Raw genomic sequence first — 15268 nt, 5'->3', positions numbered from 1 at the left:
TCGGGGCGCCCCGCCGTGGGGCCGGTTCGGCTCGCCGTGGGGCCGGTTCGGCCCGTCGTGGGGCGGGTTCGGCCCGTCGTGGGGCCGGTTCGGCCCGCCGGGTCCGGTAGGCGACATCGGGTGCCGCGGGCGGCTCGCCGGCGCCGCGGCGCGCCGCGTCCGGAGCCGGGGCGGTGGTGCGGCGCCGCACCACCGGGTTGTCGCGCGTGTCTGCAACTTGTCGCACGCTGGCCTTGGTGGAGGCCGGGGGTCGGGCGGCCGCACGGGCGCGACGTCCCCGCGCCGGCTTCGCAGCCCCACCACCGTCGCGGTCCAGCTGCGAGTCGCGTGACGGGGCCCCGGCGGCGCGTGCGCCCCGCCGGCGCGGACGGGCCGGAGCCGGTACCTGCGACCGGCTCAGGAAGATCCGCAGCCCGCCGACGACCAGGACCGCCACCGTGGCGGTGAGCATCACCGGGAACCGGTTCACCAGCGGATACGCCACGTTGAGCGCCAGGTCCTTCAGGCCCCCACCACCGGATTCGACGAGGAACTCCTGCGCGATCGGAACGGCGACGAGCAGCAGCAGCGGCGGCTGGGCCATCGCGGTGAACAGCGCCCGATGCTGCACGGCCGCTACCGCCGCGACGCAACCGAGCACGTAGAACGCGGAGAACGCCGAACCCAGTTCGTTACCGCGTGCCGCATCGATGAGGAAGCCGAGCAGGGTCGAGCCCGCCGCGACGAGGACCGCGCCCCACCACGGGACGCCAGGCACAGTGGGCGCCACCGACCGCATGTCGAGCGGCACCGCCGAGCGAGCACGTTGCGTTGCAGACACATGTCGACACTAGACCCCTCGGGTCAACTTGCTTCGTCGACAGGACCGTCGGACTCGGAAGTATCCGTCGGCGTCACGCGGCGCGGCCACGCATCGACCGGTCGCACCTCCGGGTGTTCGCCGTCGAAGATCTCCAGTTCGCTCAGCTTCCGGGCCGTCACCCCGACCCGGGACTCCATCGACGCGACGGTCAGGTTGAACGAGTCGACGGCCTTGCCCAGCTGGGACCCGAGCCGATCGAGGTGTCCGCCGACGACCCCGATCCGCTGATACAGCTCCCGGCCGAGCTGGTGGATCGTCGCGGCCTCCTTCGACAGGGCCTCCTGGCGCCAGGTGTGCGCGATGGTGCGCAGCAGCGCCACGAGGGTGGTGGGGGTGGCCAGGATCACGTTCCGCGCGAACGCGTACTCGAGCAGGTCCGAATCCGCGGCCAGCGCCGCATCGAGGAACGGGTCGCCGGGAACGAACAGCACCACGAACTCGGGCGTCGGATCGAACGATTCCCAATAGGCCTTCGCCGAGAGCTGGTCGACATGCGTGCGTACCTGACGGGCGTGCCGCACCAGGTGCTGGTCACGCCGAGCGACGTCCTCCTCCTGGGCGGCGTCGAGATAGGCGGCGAACGGCACCTTCGCATCCACGACGATCTGCTTGCCACCGGCGAGATACACCAGCAGATCCGGGCGGACCCCGTCCCGGGTGACCTGGGTGTCGAAGTCGCAGTGCCGCACCATGCCGGCGAGCTCGACGACGCGTTCGAGCTGGATCTCGCCCCACCGTCCGCGCACCTGCGGGGCGCGCAGGGCCGTCACCAGCTGCTGCGTCTGCGTCGAGAGCAGCTGCGAGGCGCGGTGCATGCCTTCGACCTGCTCGGTGAGACCGGCGTACGCGTGCACCCGGTTGCGCTCGACGTGCTCCACCTGCCGGGCGAGCGCCCCCACTGCCTCCTGCAAGGGTCCGACGAGACGTGAGACCTGTTCACCGATCGCGCCCGAATGGCGGCGGGCGGAGTCCTCGCTCACGGCGCCGAGCGCTTGCCGCAGCTGCCCCTCGTTCTCGCGCAGGGCCGCGAGCTGGGCCTCCGCCCGCGCGGCGCGGTCGCCGCTGCGGGCGGCGTGCAGCAACCAGCCGACAACCACGCCGAGCGCGAGGGCCGCGAGCAACGCCAGTGCCGTGAGTGCCGTCATGGTGCGCATGATGCCCGAGTGGACCGACAGGCTCACCCGGACCGGGCGACGGCGTGTCGGTGCGCTGCTCTACGGTCTGACGGCATGCGGATCCTGCACACCTCGGACTGGCACATCGGCCGCACCTTCCACGGTGTGGATCTGCTGTCCGACCAGGCCCAGGCCCTCGCCGCCCTCGCCGACCTCGTCGCCGAGCGGCACGTCGACGTGGTCGTGGTGGCCGGGGACGTCTACGACCGCTCCATCCCGAGTGCCGATGCCGTCGCGGTGTGCAACGCGGGGCTCGAAGCGATCCGCGCGGCCGGTGCCGTCATCGTCGCGACGTCCGGCAACCACGACTCGCCCGTCCGCCTGGGCGCGGGCGCGGCGTTCGCCGCCGAGGGCGGGCTGCATCTGATCACCCGGGTCTCCCAGATCGACCGGCCCGTCCTGCTCGACGATGCCCACGGCACCGTCGCCTTCTACGGCATCCCCTACCTGGAGCCGGAGATCACCCGCGCCGACCTGGGCGTGCCCGAGGCGCGCTCACACGCGGAGATCCTCGGCGCGGCGATGAACCGGGTCCGCGCCGACGCCCGCGCCCGCGGCGTCCGCGCCGTGGTTCTCGCGCACGCCTTCGTCGTCGGCGCCGAAGCCTCCGGTTCCGAGCGGTCCATCTCGGTCGGCGGCGTCGAAACCGTCCCGGCGTCGGCGTTCGACGGCGTCGACTACGTCGCGCTCGGTCATCTGCACTCCCCGCAGACCGTCGCCGAGCACGTCCGTTACTCGGGTTCGCCGCTGCCGTACTCGTTCGGGGAGCGCACCCATCGCAAAGCCGTGTGGCTCGTCGAGCTGGATGCGGCCGGGCGGGCGGGCGTCGAGCGTGTCGACCTGCCAGTCGTGCGGGGCCTGAGCCGTCTCACCGGCGTCCTCGACGAGCTGCTCACCGACGACGCGCACGCCGCGGCGGAGGAGCACTACGTCTCGGCCGTTCTCACCGACGCCGTGCGCCCCCTCGACGCGATGCGTCGGCTGCAGGCCCGTTTCCCCCGGGCCGTCCACGTCGAGTGGGACCCGCCCGTCGCGACCTCGACCGGCACCTATCGGCAGAAGGTGCGCGGCCGGACCGACCTCGACATCGCCCGGGAGTTCCTCACCGACGTGCGCTCCGAGCCGTCCGCGCGGGAGCTGCGCTGGGTACAGCAGGCGCTGCGCGACGTCGACCGCGCCGCGGGTGTCGGAACCGAGCAGACCGTCGCACCGGGGGAGGCGTCCGCGTGAGGCTGCACCAGCTGGAGGTCACCGCGTTCGGCCCGTTCGCCGACACCGTGCGGGTGGACTTCGACGAACTCGGCGCCGACGGACTGTTCCTGCTGCACGGCCGCACCGGCGCCGGCAAGACCTCCATCCTCGATGCGGTGGCGTTCGCCCTGTACGGCACGGTGCCCGGGGCCCGCGCCGACGGGCGCCGGCTGCTGTCCGATCACGCACCCGCCGGCACCGCACCCCAGGTGAGCCTCGAGGCGACCGTCGCCGGCCGGCGGCTGCGGATCGTGCGCAGCCCCGACTACGAGCGTCCGAAGCTGCGCGGAACCGGGACCGTCAAGCAGAACGCCAAAGCGAGCCTGACCTGGCTCGACGGCTCGGGTGAGCACCTCTCCCGGCTGCCCGACATCGGGGAGGCCGTCCGGCGGCTGCTCGGGATGAGCGCCGAGCAGTTCTTCCAGGTCGTGCTGCTGCCGCAGGGCGAGTTCGCGAAGTTCCTGCGCGCCGACAGCGAGGACCGCGGCAAGCTGCTCGAGCGGCTGTTCGACACCACCCGATTCGGCTCCGTCGAACGCTGGTTCAAGGACCGGCGCAGTGCCGCGGCCCCCCGCCTCGAGGAACAGCAGCGTGCCGTCGACCTGCTCCTCGCCAAGGTCAGCGCGGCCGCCGGCCTCGAGGCGGGCGCCGACTCCGAACCGGTCGTGTGGGCGCATCGACTGCGCGACGACGCCGCCGAGAACCGGGACCTCGCGCTGGCGGCACTCGACCGTGCGCGCGCCGACGACATCCGCGATCGGGCGGCCCTCGCGGAGGCGACCGAGCTGCGACGGTGCCAGGAACGCCGCGCCCGCGCGGTCGCCGAGCTCGCCGAGCTGGATGCCGCGGCCGCCGAGCTGCAGACTTTGACCGCCGAACTCGACACGGCCCGGCGGGCGGCGCCGGTCGTCGAGATCGCCCGGGACGCGCACCGCGCCGCCGAAGCCGCCGCCACCGCCCATGCCGCCGCGGTGGACGCGGCCGCGCCCCTCGCCGCCGACCGGGAGGGTCGGGCCCTCGTCGCGCAGCTCGACGGTTCCCCCGCCGACGCCGACCGCGGACTGATCCGGCCCCACGAACAGCGTTGGTCGGCGGAGGTGGTCCGCCTCGACGGCCTGCTCGAGCAGGAGCAGCGGCTGATCCTGCTCGAGACCGACCGCGCCGCCCTGCAGCAGCAGCGCCGCGATCTGGCGGTGCGCGCCGAACGGATCGCCGAGGAACTGGACGAACTCCCCGGTCGCCGCGACGCTGCGGAGAAGGCCGCGCGCGAGTCCGAGCAGGCCGCCGCCACGCTGCCCCGGCTCGAGGCCGACCTCACGCGAACCAGCGACGCCCTCGCCGCCGCCACCGAACTGCAGAACCTGGCCCCGCAGCTGCACCGGCTCGAGGACGAGGTCGTCGCCCGTCGCGACGCACACCTCGACGCGCGCACCGCCCTGCTCGACGTGCGTGAGCGCCGCATCGCCGGGATGGCCGCCGAACTGGCCACCGCGCTGGTCGACGGGCATCCGTGCGTGGTGTGCGGAGCCACCGCTCATCCGTCCCCGGCCCGGCCGGCGCCGGACACCGCCACCAAGGCGGACGAGGACGCGGCCCGGGACGCCGAGCAGCGAGCCGGCGCGGAACTGACGCGGGCGCAGGCGGCCGTCGCGGACCTCGCCAACACCGTCGCGGTGCTGCGGCAGCGCTGCGGCGACGCCGGTCTCGAAGAACTCACCGAGGCGCGGGCCGGGGCCGCCGCCGCGCACGCCGCGGCGGCGGCCACCGCGGCCGAATGCGAGCGCCGCCGCGGTGAGATCGCGCGGCTGCGCCAACTCGACGCCGACCTGCGCGAGCAGGCGCACGCGGTGGATGTCGAGGCCGCCCAGGCTGCGCACCGCGAGGAGAGCGCCGCCGCGGAGGCCGACGAGATCCGTGCCCGCATCACCGCGGCAGCCGGGGACGCAGACTCCCTCGCCACCCGCCGGCGTCGGATCGCGACGCTCGCCGCCGCCGCGGCGAACCTGCTCGACGCCCGGGTTCGGGCCGCGAACGAGGCGACGAGCGCGCGCGAACGTGCCCGGGAGGCGGCCGCAGCCGCAGAACGGGCGGGATTCGCGAGCGTCGAGCAGGCCCTGGCGGCCGTCCGTCCCGAGGCGCGTCTGCGCGAGATCGACCAGGTGCTGCGCGCGGCGGCCGACCGGCGCGCGGCGGCGCAGGGCGTGCTCGACGACCCGGATACGGCACGGGTCGGCGACGACCCGGTGGACCTGGCCGAACCGGAGGGCGCGGTCGCGCGCAGTGCGGCCGCACTGGCCGCGGCCGTCTCCGCAGCCTCCGAGGCCGAGCGACGCCACGCCGACATCGAGAAGTTCGCGACGCGCCTCGAAGACGAGTACGCGAAGCTGGTGCCGCTGCGGGACGAGCAGGCCGAACTCGCAGCCCTCGCCGAAGTCGTCGCGGGCACCGGGCAGAATGCGCGCAAGATGTCGCTGCGCTCGTACGTCCTCGCGGCCCGCCTCGAGGAGGTCGCCGAATCGGCCTCGGTGCGGCTGCGGCGCATGTCCGGTGGCCGCTACGAGTTCGTGCACTCCGATGCGGCAGGCACGCACGGCAAGCGCGGTGGCCTCGGGCTCGACATCCACGACGAATACACCGGTGTGGTGCGGTCCACGAAGACCCTCTCGGGCGGCGAGTCGTTCCAGGCGTCGCTGGCGCTGGCGCTCGGGCTCGCAGATGTCGTCGCCGCCGAATCCGGGGGACTGGTGCTCGACACGATGTTCATCGACGAGGGGTTCGGCACGCTCGACGCCGACGCGCTCGACGCGGTGATGGGCGTGCTCGACGAACTGCGCGCCGGCGGCCGGGTGGTCGGCGTGGTCAGCCACGTCGACGAAATGCGTCAGCGTATCCCCAGCCGCCTGCACGTCGTGCGCGGCCGCGCCGGGTCCACGGTGGAGATCGCCGGCTGAGCCCGGCCGATCAGGCCGGGCCGGGCTCGGCCGGTGCCGGTGGCAGTGCCGGGGTCTCCTCGGTCGTCTCGAGTTCGTCCGTCGCAGCGCTGCGCTCGTCGATCTGCTCGCCGACGTAACGCAGCACCACCGCGGCGACGGCCGCGACGGGGACGGCGAGGAACGCGCCGATGATGCCGAACAGCGACGATCCTGCGGTGACGGCGAGCAGCACGACCACCGCATGCAGATGCATGCTGCGCGACTGCAGCACGGGCTGGAGCACGTTCCCCTCGAGCTGCTGCACCGCGATGATGATGACGAGAACGATGATCGCGGTGGTCAGCCCGTTCGCGACGAGCGCCACGAGGACGGCGAGCGCTCCGGCGACGAAGGCACCGACGATCGGGATGAACCCACCGATGAAGGTGAGGATCGCCAGCACCGGCGCCAGCGGCACCCCGAGGATGACCAGGCCCAGACCGATGAAGAACGCGTCGATGAAGCTGACGAGCGCCTGCGTGCGGATGAACCCGCCGAGGGTGTTCCACATCCGGATCAGCACCTCTTCCAGGTGCCGCCCGGCACGACCGCCACCGACGGCGTGCACCCACGGGATGAATCGCGGCCCGTCCTTGATGAAGAAGAACACCAGGACGAGGACCAGGCCGATCGTCACCAGCAGGGAACCGGCCGTGCTGACGCCGGTGAACACGCCGCTGGCGATGGTGGCGCCGCTCTCCTGGACCTTGTCGATCACGACCTGGGTCGCGTTCTCGAGCTGCTCGTCCTTCAGGTTGAACGGGGGGCCCTGCACCCAGTCCAGCACCTTGTTGATGCCGTCGGTGGTCTTGTTCGCGAGTTCCGGTGCCTGCGCCACCACCGACGGGACGATGCCCGCGATGATGCCGCCGACGATCGCGAAGAACAGGAACAGCGTCAGGCCGGCGGAGGCCGCGGGCGGCACGCCGCGCTTCATCATGCCGCGGGTGGGCGGCCACAGCATGGTGGCGACGACGATCGCCAGTGCCACGGGCAGGACGATCACCCACATCTTCTCGATGATCCAGCCGATGACCAGCGCGCCCGCCGCGATCACGACCAGCGCCGCCGACCACTTCGCCAGCGCCAGCCCGCCGGAGGCGATCAGCGTGGTGCGGTCCGGTTTCGGTGCCGGTGGCTTGCGCTCGGTGCTCTGCACATCGCTCAACGGACGGTCCTTCCGATGCTCTCGACGCCGCGGATCGGGCTCCGTCTGCAATCTACGGGAACGGCGGCTCGGGGGGCGGTTCACCGGCGCGAAACCCACGGATCGTGGCAGGCTTTCGGCCATGAAGAAGTTCACCGCCGTGCTGGCCGCGAGTGCCGCGGCTGTCGTGCTCGTGTCCTGCAGTTCCGGTGACGACGCGTCGAACGAGTCCGATGCGGCGCGCACAACGATCGGCGGGGCCGCCTCGAGCCTCGCCTCGGCCGCGTCGAGCGTCGCCGAGCGGGCGCGCGGCGCCTTCGACGAGGCGAAGCTCGCGACGTTCGTGGCCGCGTTCCGCACCGGCTACCCCAACCTCGCCGCCGACCGCGACGACGCCTCCATCGAGGCGATCGTCATCGAGACGTGCCCGCTGATCGACTCCGGCGCGAGCGATCAGGAGGTGATCGCCAAGGTCGGCGAGCTGGCGCAGAACGGGGACACCGCGCCCACCGAGGAGCAGGCCGGCCGGATCTCGCAACTCGTCCGTGTCGCCTGCTGACGACCGGGGCATCGGGTCGAGCTCCGCGACGCGATGGCAGTCCGAGCGCAGCGCCGACGACTCCCGCGCCTACATCGAGCGGTTCACCGAACTCGCGCACGCGGGGACGGATCTGCACGGCGAGGCCCGGTTCGTCGACGTGCTCGTCCCGCGTGGCGCGCGGATCCTCGACGCCGGCTGCGGCACCGGCCGCGTCGGGCTCGAGCTGGCCCGGCGGGGCCATCGGGTGACCGCGGTCGATCTCGACCCGGTGCTCGTGGAGGCGGCCCGGTCGCACCCGGAGCTGACCGTGCATCTCGCCGACCTGGCGCAGCTGGATCTGCCGGGCCCGAGGTTCGATGCGGTGGTCTCGGCCGGCAACGTGATGGTGTTCCTCGCGCCCGGCTCCGAGCGGTCCGTGCTCGGGCGGATCGCCGCGCACCTGCGCCCGGGCGGGGTGTTCGTCGCCGGGTTCACCACCGGCGCGGCATACCGTCCGTCGCAGTTCGTCGCCGACCTCGCAGACGCCGGCCTGGTACTCGAGCAGCGTTTCGCCACCTGGGACCTGCGGCCGTGGCACGACGACGCCGACTGGCTGGTGGCCGTCGCGCGCCGTGCGGATGACGGGGGCGTGACCGCGACCCCGTAGAATATCGATTCCGTGAGCCTAACCCTCGGAATCGTCGGTCTTCCCAACGTCGGAAAGTCGACGCTGTTCAACGCGCTGACCAAGAACGAAGTGCTTGCCGCGAACTACCCGTTCGCCACAATCGAGCCGAACGTCGGCGTCGTCGAGCTGCCCGATCCGCGGCTGGAGCGGCTCGCCGAGATCTTCGGGTCGCAGCGCATCCTGCCCGCGACCGTGTCGTTCGTCGACATCGCCGGCATCGTCAAGGGCGCCTCCGAGGGCGCCGGGCTCGGCAACAAGTTCCTCGCCAACATCCGCGAGGCCGACGCCATCTGCCAGGTCGTGCGGGTGTTCGCCGACGACGACGTCGTCCACGTCGACGGCCGTGTCGACCCGCTCGCGGACATCGAGATCATCGAGACGGAGCTGATCCTCGCCGACCTGCAGACCCTGGAGAAGGCCCTGCCGCGCCTCGAGAAGGAGGCGAAGAAGAACAAGGAACTCAAGCCGCAGTTCGACGAGGCTGTCAAGGCTCAGGGCGTGCTCAACGAGGGCAAGACTCTGTTCGCGGCGAAGGACTCGCTCGACTTCGGTCTGCTGCGCGAGCTGAACATGATGACGACCAAGCCGTTCCTCTACGTGTTCAACGCGGACGAATCGGTGCTCACCGACGAGGCGAAGCAGCAGGAGCTCCGTGCGGCCGTCGCGCCGGCCGACTGCGTGTTCCTCGACGCGAAGGTCGAATCCGAGCTGATCGAGCTCGAGGCCGACGAGGCCCAGGAACTGCTCGAGTCCATCGGACAGACCGAGCCGGGACTGCACTCGCTCGCCCGCGTCGGCTTCCACACCCTCGGCCTGCAGACCTACCTCACCGCCGGACCGAAAGAGGCCCGGGCCTGGACCATCCCGCAGGGCGCGACCGCCCCGCAGGCCGCCGGCGTCATCCACTCCGACTTCGAGCGGGGCTTCATCAAGGCCGAGGTCGTCTCCTTCGAGGATCTCGACTCGGCCGGATCGATGGCCGAGGCGAAGGCCCGCGGCAAGGTCCGCATGGAGGGCAAGGACTACGTCATGGCGGACGGCGACGTCGTGGAGTTCCGCTTCAACGTTTGATGGGGCTACCTCGCCCCAGGTGGGCGGCGTGAGCTCTCGACAAACGTGCTGGTGAGAGCACGTTTCTCGTCGGTTTGTAGGCACTTTGTGGTGGGGTCGCGTTAGCCCCGCAACGGGGCTCAACGGGGCTAAGAAGGGGCTGCGCCGGGCGGGCACCCGAAGCGCCCACCGTTGCGGGGCGGCGACCGGTCTAGCGGGCGGCTGAGGCTTTCGTCTTGCACTGCCAGCACTCGTACTCCGCTTGGTCCACGCCGATGTTCTGTTGCGCGTTGCAGCGTGGGCAGGTCACGGGTCGCATCCCAGCGGGCGCAGGCGGTGTCCCAGGCGGAACGAGAATGCTGACCACGACGCCAATGAGCGGGAAAAGGAAGCCGAGAAGTAGAAAGCCACCGACGCTGCGGTGCTTGTTTGAAGCGATGTTGGCTGCAATTACTCCGCAGACTATTCCGACAATTATCCATAGGCCGAGCATGCCGACAGCTTCGTTACTCATGAGCTTCTCCTGAGAAATAGTCCTGCTTGTCCGAACAGTGAATCCTCGAGCGGACTTTAATGGATCACTCATGTTTCTGCGATGAACCTCCAAAGGCGCGCCGACAGCAGAAAACCCCCGAGGTGACCGATCCTCAGGGGTTTTCTGTGGGCAGCTACCCCAGGGACATGTCAACCTGTGGCCTTACCCTCGCCGTCGCCAGAACAAGTTCACGTCCGACGGCTTGTATCCGCGGAGCCGGGATGGACGATCCGCGGAAGCTTGGAGCTGCGCCCTCGCCGGAAAGGCAAGGGGAACCAGCGAGGGCGCAGCATGGCGATCGGCGTGGCGAACGATCGCAACTCGGGCTCAGGTTCCCGAGTCCTCGCGGGCTCTGCCCTACGAAGCTGTGTGGTGCGGTGCGGTGCCGGTGGCCGGGGGCGGGGCGGGTGGCCGTCTAGACCGGGCCGTGCGCCCCGTCCGCCTACTAACGCGTGCGGTGGGGGTGCTGGTGCCTACCCCACCGCTGGTCAAGCACTACCGTCTGATCTTCGTGCCCGCGCTGGCGCGGCGGCTTGAGAGCGGCCGAGGCTGGGCCTTCACGGAGAGCTTCTTCTGCTCGACGTCGAGGGACGGGGTGAGGTCGAGCCGGCGATCGGGCTTGCCGTGATAGCCCACGATCCCCTTGACCAACACGCCCCGGCCCTTGGGCGTCGTGAACTCAGCGCCGACCTTCACGCCCTTGTAGTCGCCGCCCTGGCCGACAACCAGGTTCCGGCTGAAGCTGCCCTGCACGTAGCTGTTCTTCGCGCTCGTGGCGACCTTGCGTGCGCCGGTCTTGGTCGCGGTCTTGGCTGCGCGACGTGCGCCCTTGGCCGACGCCGACACCTTGGTCCCCGCGCCCGCGAAGCGGCCCAGCCGATCGCGCCGTTGGTTGCGCTTCCGGGCCATGTCAGCCTCGGTCTCTGACGCTCAGCCGGTCGGCCAGGTGGCGTAGACCGGACGGCTCGGCCGTCTTCGGCGTCTTGCCGTGGTACCGCCCGCCGTCTGCAGGAGCCGCGTCCTCCAGGCCCGTGGGCGTCAGTCCCGGTCCCCACGAGTACTCGCCCGCGTCGGGGTGGCCCTGGGCGACGGGGCGGTCCTCGGCGGGGCCGTAGGTCCCGTTACGCCAGCTCATCAGGACCACGCCCACGTCGGCGCGGTGTAGACGGAGCCGGTCGTCACCTGGACCACGCACGCCGCACTGCGATAGCGGACACCACACCCGAACGAACGCTGGAAGAAGCTGTCCTGCAACGGATACCGCTGATCACGGCCCGGGATCATCCGCAGGCCCTGGTACGCGGGGTTCTCGTGCTGACGGAACGCGACGGGGTTCAGGGAGCTGTTCGGTCCGCCCGTGGCGACGACCGCCAGGTAGCCCTGCGGGACGAAGTAGCTGGGCAGGATCCACGCAGGGCCGTAACTGCCGAGCACCTCCAACCCACCGAACTCGCCCGGCGCGACCTGCCCGACGACGTTCTCGGCGGTGAGGTAGGCCGGGGCGCTGGCCGACGGGATGAAGTCGAACTTGCTGATGACGCCGTTGGCTTCCTGGCCGGCTCGGAACGTGCTGATCTCTTCGGCCTCGGCGGGGTGGCACAGCACAATCAGCCGCGTGCCGACGTTGATGCCGAAGCCCTTGCTGCGGACCTGGTCGATGGCGTCCAGCAAGTCGCCGGGGTCCACCGCCGCGTTGCCGCTGGCGAGGTAGTGACTGGTCGTGCTGGGGAAGTCCAGTCCGGCGTGCGGGGGCGGGGTCATGCCGTCGGTGCCGTTCCACAGGCCGAACACCCGGTGCATGTGCTCGTTGGTGCCCTCGGCCGGGTTGAACAGGCGGCGCAGCAGCGTCCCGGTCACGAGCCGGTTGTCGGCCTCGAGCGCGCGGTTGAGCGCGTCCTGGACTTGCTGGGCGGTGGCGCTCCGCAGGAACTTCCACGTGAACCTCGACGCCAGGTCGTAGTCCTGGAAGTCGTAGCCGAGGATCAGCGCGTTGGGGTTGCTGCGGATGCCCTCCGGCTCGCCGAACTCACTGGCGACCTCGAAGTGGTCGCTGGCGACCTGCTGCGGGATTGCGTCGCCGACGTTGGTCGTCGGGTAGCTGATGAGCGCTGCCAGGGCGGACCGCTCGCGGTTGTAGAGCGACATCGCGTTGGCGGCGGTCGCCCAGATGGAGTTCAGGTCTACGCCGTCGGCGGTCCTGTTGACGAGGACGTCGCCTTCGGTACTGTAGCCGCTGTCACCGCCCCAGGCATACAGCGCGGCACGAGCGGCGGCGATGGTGGTATCGCCAGGGCGGGCGGGATGCGAGAACAGCGGGCGGGTGTTCCACTGCCCGGTGCGGGCAGGACGGGTGGTGCTCATTGGGTGCTCCAATTCGGTGAAAGACGACGGGCGGATGAACCGAGCGCTGCTCTGGTTCCGAGCCGGTCCCTGACCGAACTGGGGTCCTGCGAGAAGACTGCGACGCGGCACGACCGCGGGTACTGCGAGCCGCTGACCCCGACCGGGTGCCGGGGTGTGCGGGGGCGGGCACGGCCCGTTGCGTACATCCTACACCGCTGCGGCACAGCAGCTTTGGGCAGTGTTGCACGGTGCATACGGGCCGTGTATAACTAGTTGCGTGCCGCTGCAAAGCGGCGCCGGGCCGGTCAAGCGGTTCGTGATTTATCGGATCCGATGCGGACACGACCCAGTGAGAGTCTGGCGCAGCCCCGTATCCCTTGACCGGTGCCGACCAGTGAACACACCGAGAGTGTGTTCGCGGTCGGCTTTCTGCTGTCTGCGGACGCACCTCTCTCCAGCCGAGAGGAACGCAATGTCCCGTCAAACGATTGACCCTGCCGCCGTGACTGTCCGGCGAACGGAAGTCCGTCCAGCTCCGAACGTCCCGGGGATCGACCAGTTGGACATTCCCAATCTGTCCGAGCCGCAGGTGTTCTTGTATCTCCACGAGATGAACGACCACATCACTCGTCGCATGGTGCGGGACGCGGTCCTGCACAAAGAACTCCGCGGAGTGAAGCGCGGCAACAAGAACCTGTTCTCTCGCCGGGCGGCGCTCGCGTGGATGACGGGGGACGACGAATGAAGCGCGAATACTCGCTGGACGAACTGCGGCTGATGTTCCCCGCCTTGGACGCCCACGAACGCGGCGACTCAAACGCGATGCGCGGGGTGGGCGACCCACTCGTGGACCAGGCCAAGTCTGCGAGACAGCTACGCATCCGGTCGCTGGAGAAGGGCGGCGTCCTGTCTGATCGTCCGCAGCGGCCTTCGCCCGCAGCACGAAATCACCCCGTCATCAGCGCAGGACTTGATCGCGCACAGAAGATCCCGCCACGGTTTGACCTCATCGGTCTCGCAGGGGTGGATCGCGTCTACAGCAACACCGGGCGAGGACTGCTGCCGCTCGGTCAGCACACAGCCGCCGAACTTCGCGCCGAGGAACGCGACCGCTTGGGGATCACTCCAGGCGAGCAGGCACTGATTGACGTGGAATACGTTCGGGCGCTGGAAGTCGCCGAATTCGGCGGTTATCCCTCCGGGGCGGTCGTTTTCCACCTTGCCGAATGGACAGAAGACGACGGCGCGCTGGCGTGTCCGGTGCCGCATGGGTGGTCGGCATGGCGGATCGCACACATGGTGACCCTCGCTAGCCGCGTCTGCTATTGGTGCGACGTTCGCTCGCCGACACCGCACGGTGACTATTTGCTGGTCGGCTGTGGTGGAACGTTGCGCGTCTTCGCTACGTGCTCGTCGTGCCGCGATCGTTTTGACCGCGACACTGAACCTGGCGGGCTGCACTGGCGCATGAACGACGGCTGGTTCACCGAGACCGGCTACCCGTCGGATGAGTGGGTCTGATGCGCGCGGGGTGGTGTGAGCCGGGGACTGCGATCGTCGCCGGCCCGAGCCTACCGGAAGCTCCAGACCTGTTCCTCGGCTGGGCGTTCCAGATCAAACGACGGTGGGGGCGCACCGTCGTCATCGACCAGGACGACCGCGAGTGGGTCGGCGGGGTGACGGTGATCCCGCCAGGGGAATACCGGCTGTTTACGGCGGTGCAGGGGCTGGTGCGCTACCCGGCCGCACGGGTTGTGGGTGGCCTATCGCCGGTGCCTGAGCCTCGCCACATCGGATTTGTATGGCCTACCGGCATACCCGGCAGGGTGGCGGGCAAGTCAAGCCCTACAGACGGAAAGGACGCGCTCGGCGTATACCGAACGCGCCCTTCTCGCACGGAGAGCGGAGCCTTCTCCAGCTGACGGTGCCAGCCGCCACCAGCCTACAGCACCGCCGACCAGGAAGCTGTGAGAGTGACTGCAGTACAACAGATGTCAGCAAACTAGCGTAGTACGCTAGTGCCGCACAAAACGCAACGCCCGCCTTGGTGTAGCGACCAGGGCGGGCGTTGTCTTCAAGGTCCGAGGCTCCCATCTCGGATTCAACCGCTTCCTACGAGAAAGCGACCGAACATGACTCCCCAAGCGAAAGGATCGTCAATGCGCAATACTACCCGGCCCCAGGCACCCCAGGCAACTACGTCTGTAGTGGATCCGGTTCAGCCGCAGTCAGACCCATCGCACTACGTCCCCGATGTCGATGGACTAACGCTCGCCGAAGCTGCCCTGGCCTATGCCTCAGCCGGATGGTTCGTCCTCCCGGTGAGTCCCGGCACGAAGAACCCCGGTGGTGTGGTCGGTGGCGAGTGGCAACGCCAGTCCACCCGCGACCCCAAACAGATCGAGCAGTGGTGGGACGAGAACCCCGATTACGGAATCGCTTTGCACGTAGGAAAGTCCGGGGCAATCGTGTTCGACCTGGACGTGGAAGACCTGAACGAACTTCCTGGTGAAATGCGGGGAGGGCTCCGCAAGGGACGATTCCAGAGCACTCGCAATGGAGCGAACGACCGCGGGCACTACGTGTTCGCCGTTCCTGCAGGGGAATCCTATGGCAACGGTGCCGGGGCATTCAGGACGTTTGGAGAGGTGCGCGGCAAGAACGGCGTCATCATCGCGGCTCCGACTCCGCACGTCGACGCCGACACGAAGGGCGGCGGGGACCT

General features: G+C 70.0%; 15 protein-coding genes. 8 read left to right on the top strand and 7 right to left on the bottom strand.

All coding sequences use genetic code 11. From position 1 onward, the window contains the following. Both OEY_RS29435 and OEY_RS0105210 read right to left on the bottom strand, forming a co-directional pair. Positions 1-820 (bottom strand): exosortase/archaeosortase family protein (locus OEY_RS29435; RefSeq protein ID WP_237713723.1); only part of this gene is annotated, 820 nt, incomplete at its 3' end. Positions 821-843: 23 nt separating this feature from the next. Further along, positions 844-2007, bottom strand: coding sequence for a DNA recombination protein RmuC (locus OEY_RS0105210; protein ID WP_026137639.1), 1164 nt, complete (start codon positions 2005-2007; stop codon positions 844-846). Between the two features lie 84 nt (positions 2008-2091). On the opposite strand from OEY_RS0105210, the gene OEY_RS0105205 reads away from it, so the two are divergent. Next, positions 2092-3267 (top strand): exonuclease SbcCD subunit D, encoded by a 1176-nt coding sequence (locus tag OEY_RS0105205; RefSeq protein ID WP_010592855.1) that lies wholly within the window; start codon positions 2092-2094, stop codon positions 3265-3267. Continuing rightward, positions 3264-6239, top strand: coding sequence for an AAA family ATPase (locus OEY_RS0105200; protein ID WP_010592854.1), 2976 nt, complete (start codon positions 3264-3266; stop codon positions 6237-6239). The genes OEY_RS0105205 and OEY_RS0105200 overlap by 4 nt, the downstream gene beginning before the upstream one ends. 10 nt (positions 6240-6249) lie before the next feature. On the opposite strand, the gene OEY_RS0105195 is transcribed toward OEY_RS0105200, so the two are convergent. After that, positions 6250-7419: an AI-2E family transporter gene (locus tag OEY_RS0105195; protein WP_010592853.1), complete on the bottom strand. Its 1170-nt coding sequence runs from the start codon at positions 7417-7419 to the stop codon at positions 6250-6252. A 130-nt stretch (positions 7420-7549) separates the two neighbouring features. Here OEY_RS0105195 and OEY_RS0105190 point away from each other — a divergent pair, with 130 nt between their 5' ends. From OEY_RS0105190 to ychF, 3 genes are read left to right on the top strand one after another with little or no spacing between them, the layout of a single operon-like run. Continuing rightward, entirely contained in the window at positions 7550-7966 is a 417-nt protein-coding gene (locus tag OEY_RS0105190) for a hypothetical protein (RefSeq protein ID WP_010592852.1), read from the top strand. Continuing rightward, positions 7953-8594, top strand: coding sequence for a class I SAM-dependent methyltransferase (locus OEY_RS0105185; RefSeq protein ID WP_010592851.1), 642 nt, complete (start codon positions 7953-7955; stop codon positions 8592-8594). The genes OEY_RS0105190 and OEY_RS0105185 overlap by 14 nt, the downstream gene beginning before the upstream one ends. 12 nt (positions 8595-8606) lie before the next feature. Next, a complete protein-coding gene (ychF, locus tag OEY_RS0105180; protein WP_010592850.1) occupies positions 8607-9686 on the top strand; it encodes a redox-regulated ATPase YchF in 1080 nt (359 codons plus the stop codon). Positions 9687-9876: 190 nt separating this feature from the next. Here the strand turns inward: ychF and OEY_RS30405 are convergent, their stop codons facing one another. From OEY_RS30405 to OEY_RS0105165, 4 genes are all read right to left on the bottom strand, one after another. Then, the gene (locus tag OEY_RS30405; RefSeq protein ID WP_157179987.1) at positions 9877-10179 is read right to left on the bottom strand and encodes a hypothetical protein; all 303 of its coding nucleotides are present in this window, start codon (positions 10177-10179) and stop codon (positions 9877-9879) included. Positions 10180-10695: 516 nt separating this feature from the next. Continuing rightward, positions 10696-11109 carry a hypothetical protein gene (locus OEY_RS0105175; RefSeq protein WP_010592849.1) on the bottom strand — a complete coding sequence of 138 codons (414 nt, stop codon included), beginning with the start codon at positions 11107-11109 and terminating at the stop codon, positions 10696-10698. A 1-nt stretch (position 11110) separates the two neighbouring features. Further along, a complete protein-coding gene (locus OEY_RS28060; RefSeq protein WP_043804536.1) occupies positions 11111-11350 on the bottom strand; it encodes a hypothetical protein in 240 nt (79 codons plus the stop codon). Continuing rightward, a complete protein-coding gene (locus tag OEY_RS0105165; RefSeq protein WP_010592847.1) occupies positions 11335-12561 on the bottom strand; it encodes a hypothetical protein in 1227 nt (408 codons plus the stop codon). Before OEY_RS0105165 ends, OEY_RS28060 begins: the two co-directional genes overlap by 16 nt. A 484-nt stretch (positions 12562-13045) precedes the next feature. Here OEY_RS0105165 and OEY_RS0105160 point away from each other — a divergent pair, with 484 nt between their 5' ends. From OEY_RS0105160 to OEY_RS29685, 3 genes are all read left to right on the top strand, one after another. After that, complete coding sequence (locus tag OEY_RS0105160; protein ID WP_237713722.1) at positions 13046-13288, top strand: hypothetical protein; 243 nt, start codon at positions 13046-13048, stop codon at positions 13286-13288. Continuing rightward, a complete protein-coding gene (locus OEY_RS30400) occupies positions 13285-14064 on the top strand; it encodes a hypothetical protein (RefSeq protein ID WP_010592845.1) in 780 nt (259 codons plus the stop codon). The genes OEY_RS0105160 and OEY_RS30400 overlap by 4 nt, the downstream gene beginning before the upstream one ends. Before the next feature lie 686 nt (positions 14065-14750). Further along, a partial coding sequence (locus OEY_RS29685) for a bifunctional DNA primase/polymerase (RefSeq protein ID WP_192811060.1) occupies positions 14751-15268 on the top strand: 518 nt, incomplete at its 3' end.

Source organism: Rhodococcus sp. P14 (assembly GCF_000256505.1).
GTDB classification, from domain to species: domain Bacteria; phylum Actinomycetota; class Actinomycetes; order Mycobacteriales; family Mycobacteriaceae; genus Rhodococcus; species Rhodococcus ruber.
This window is presented reverse-complemented; position numbering and strand designations above follow the sequence as displayed.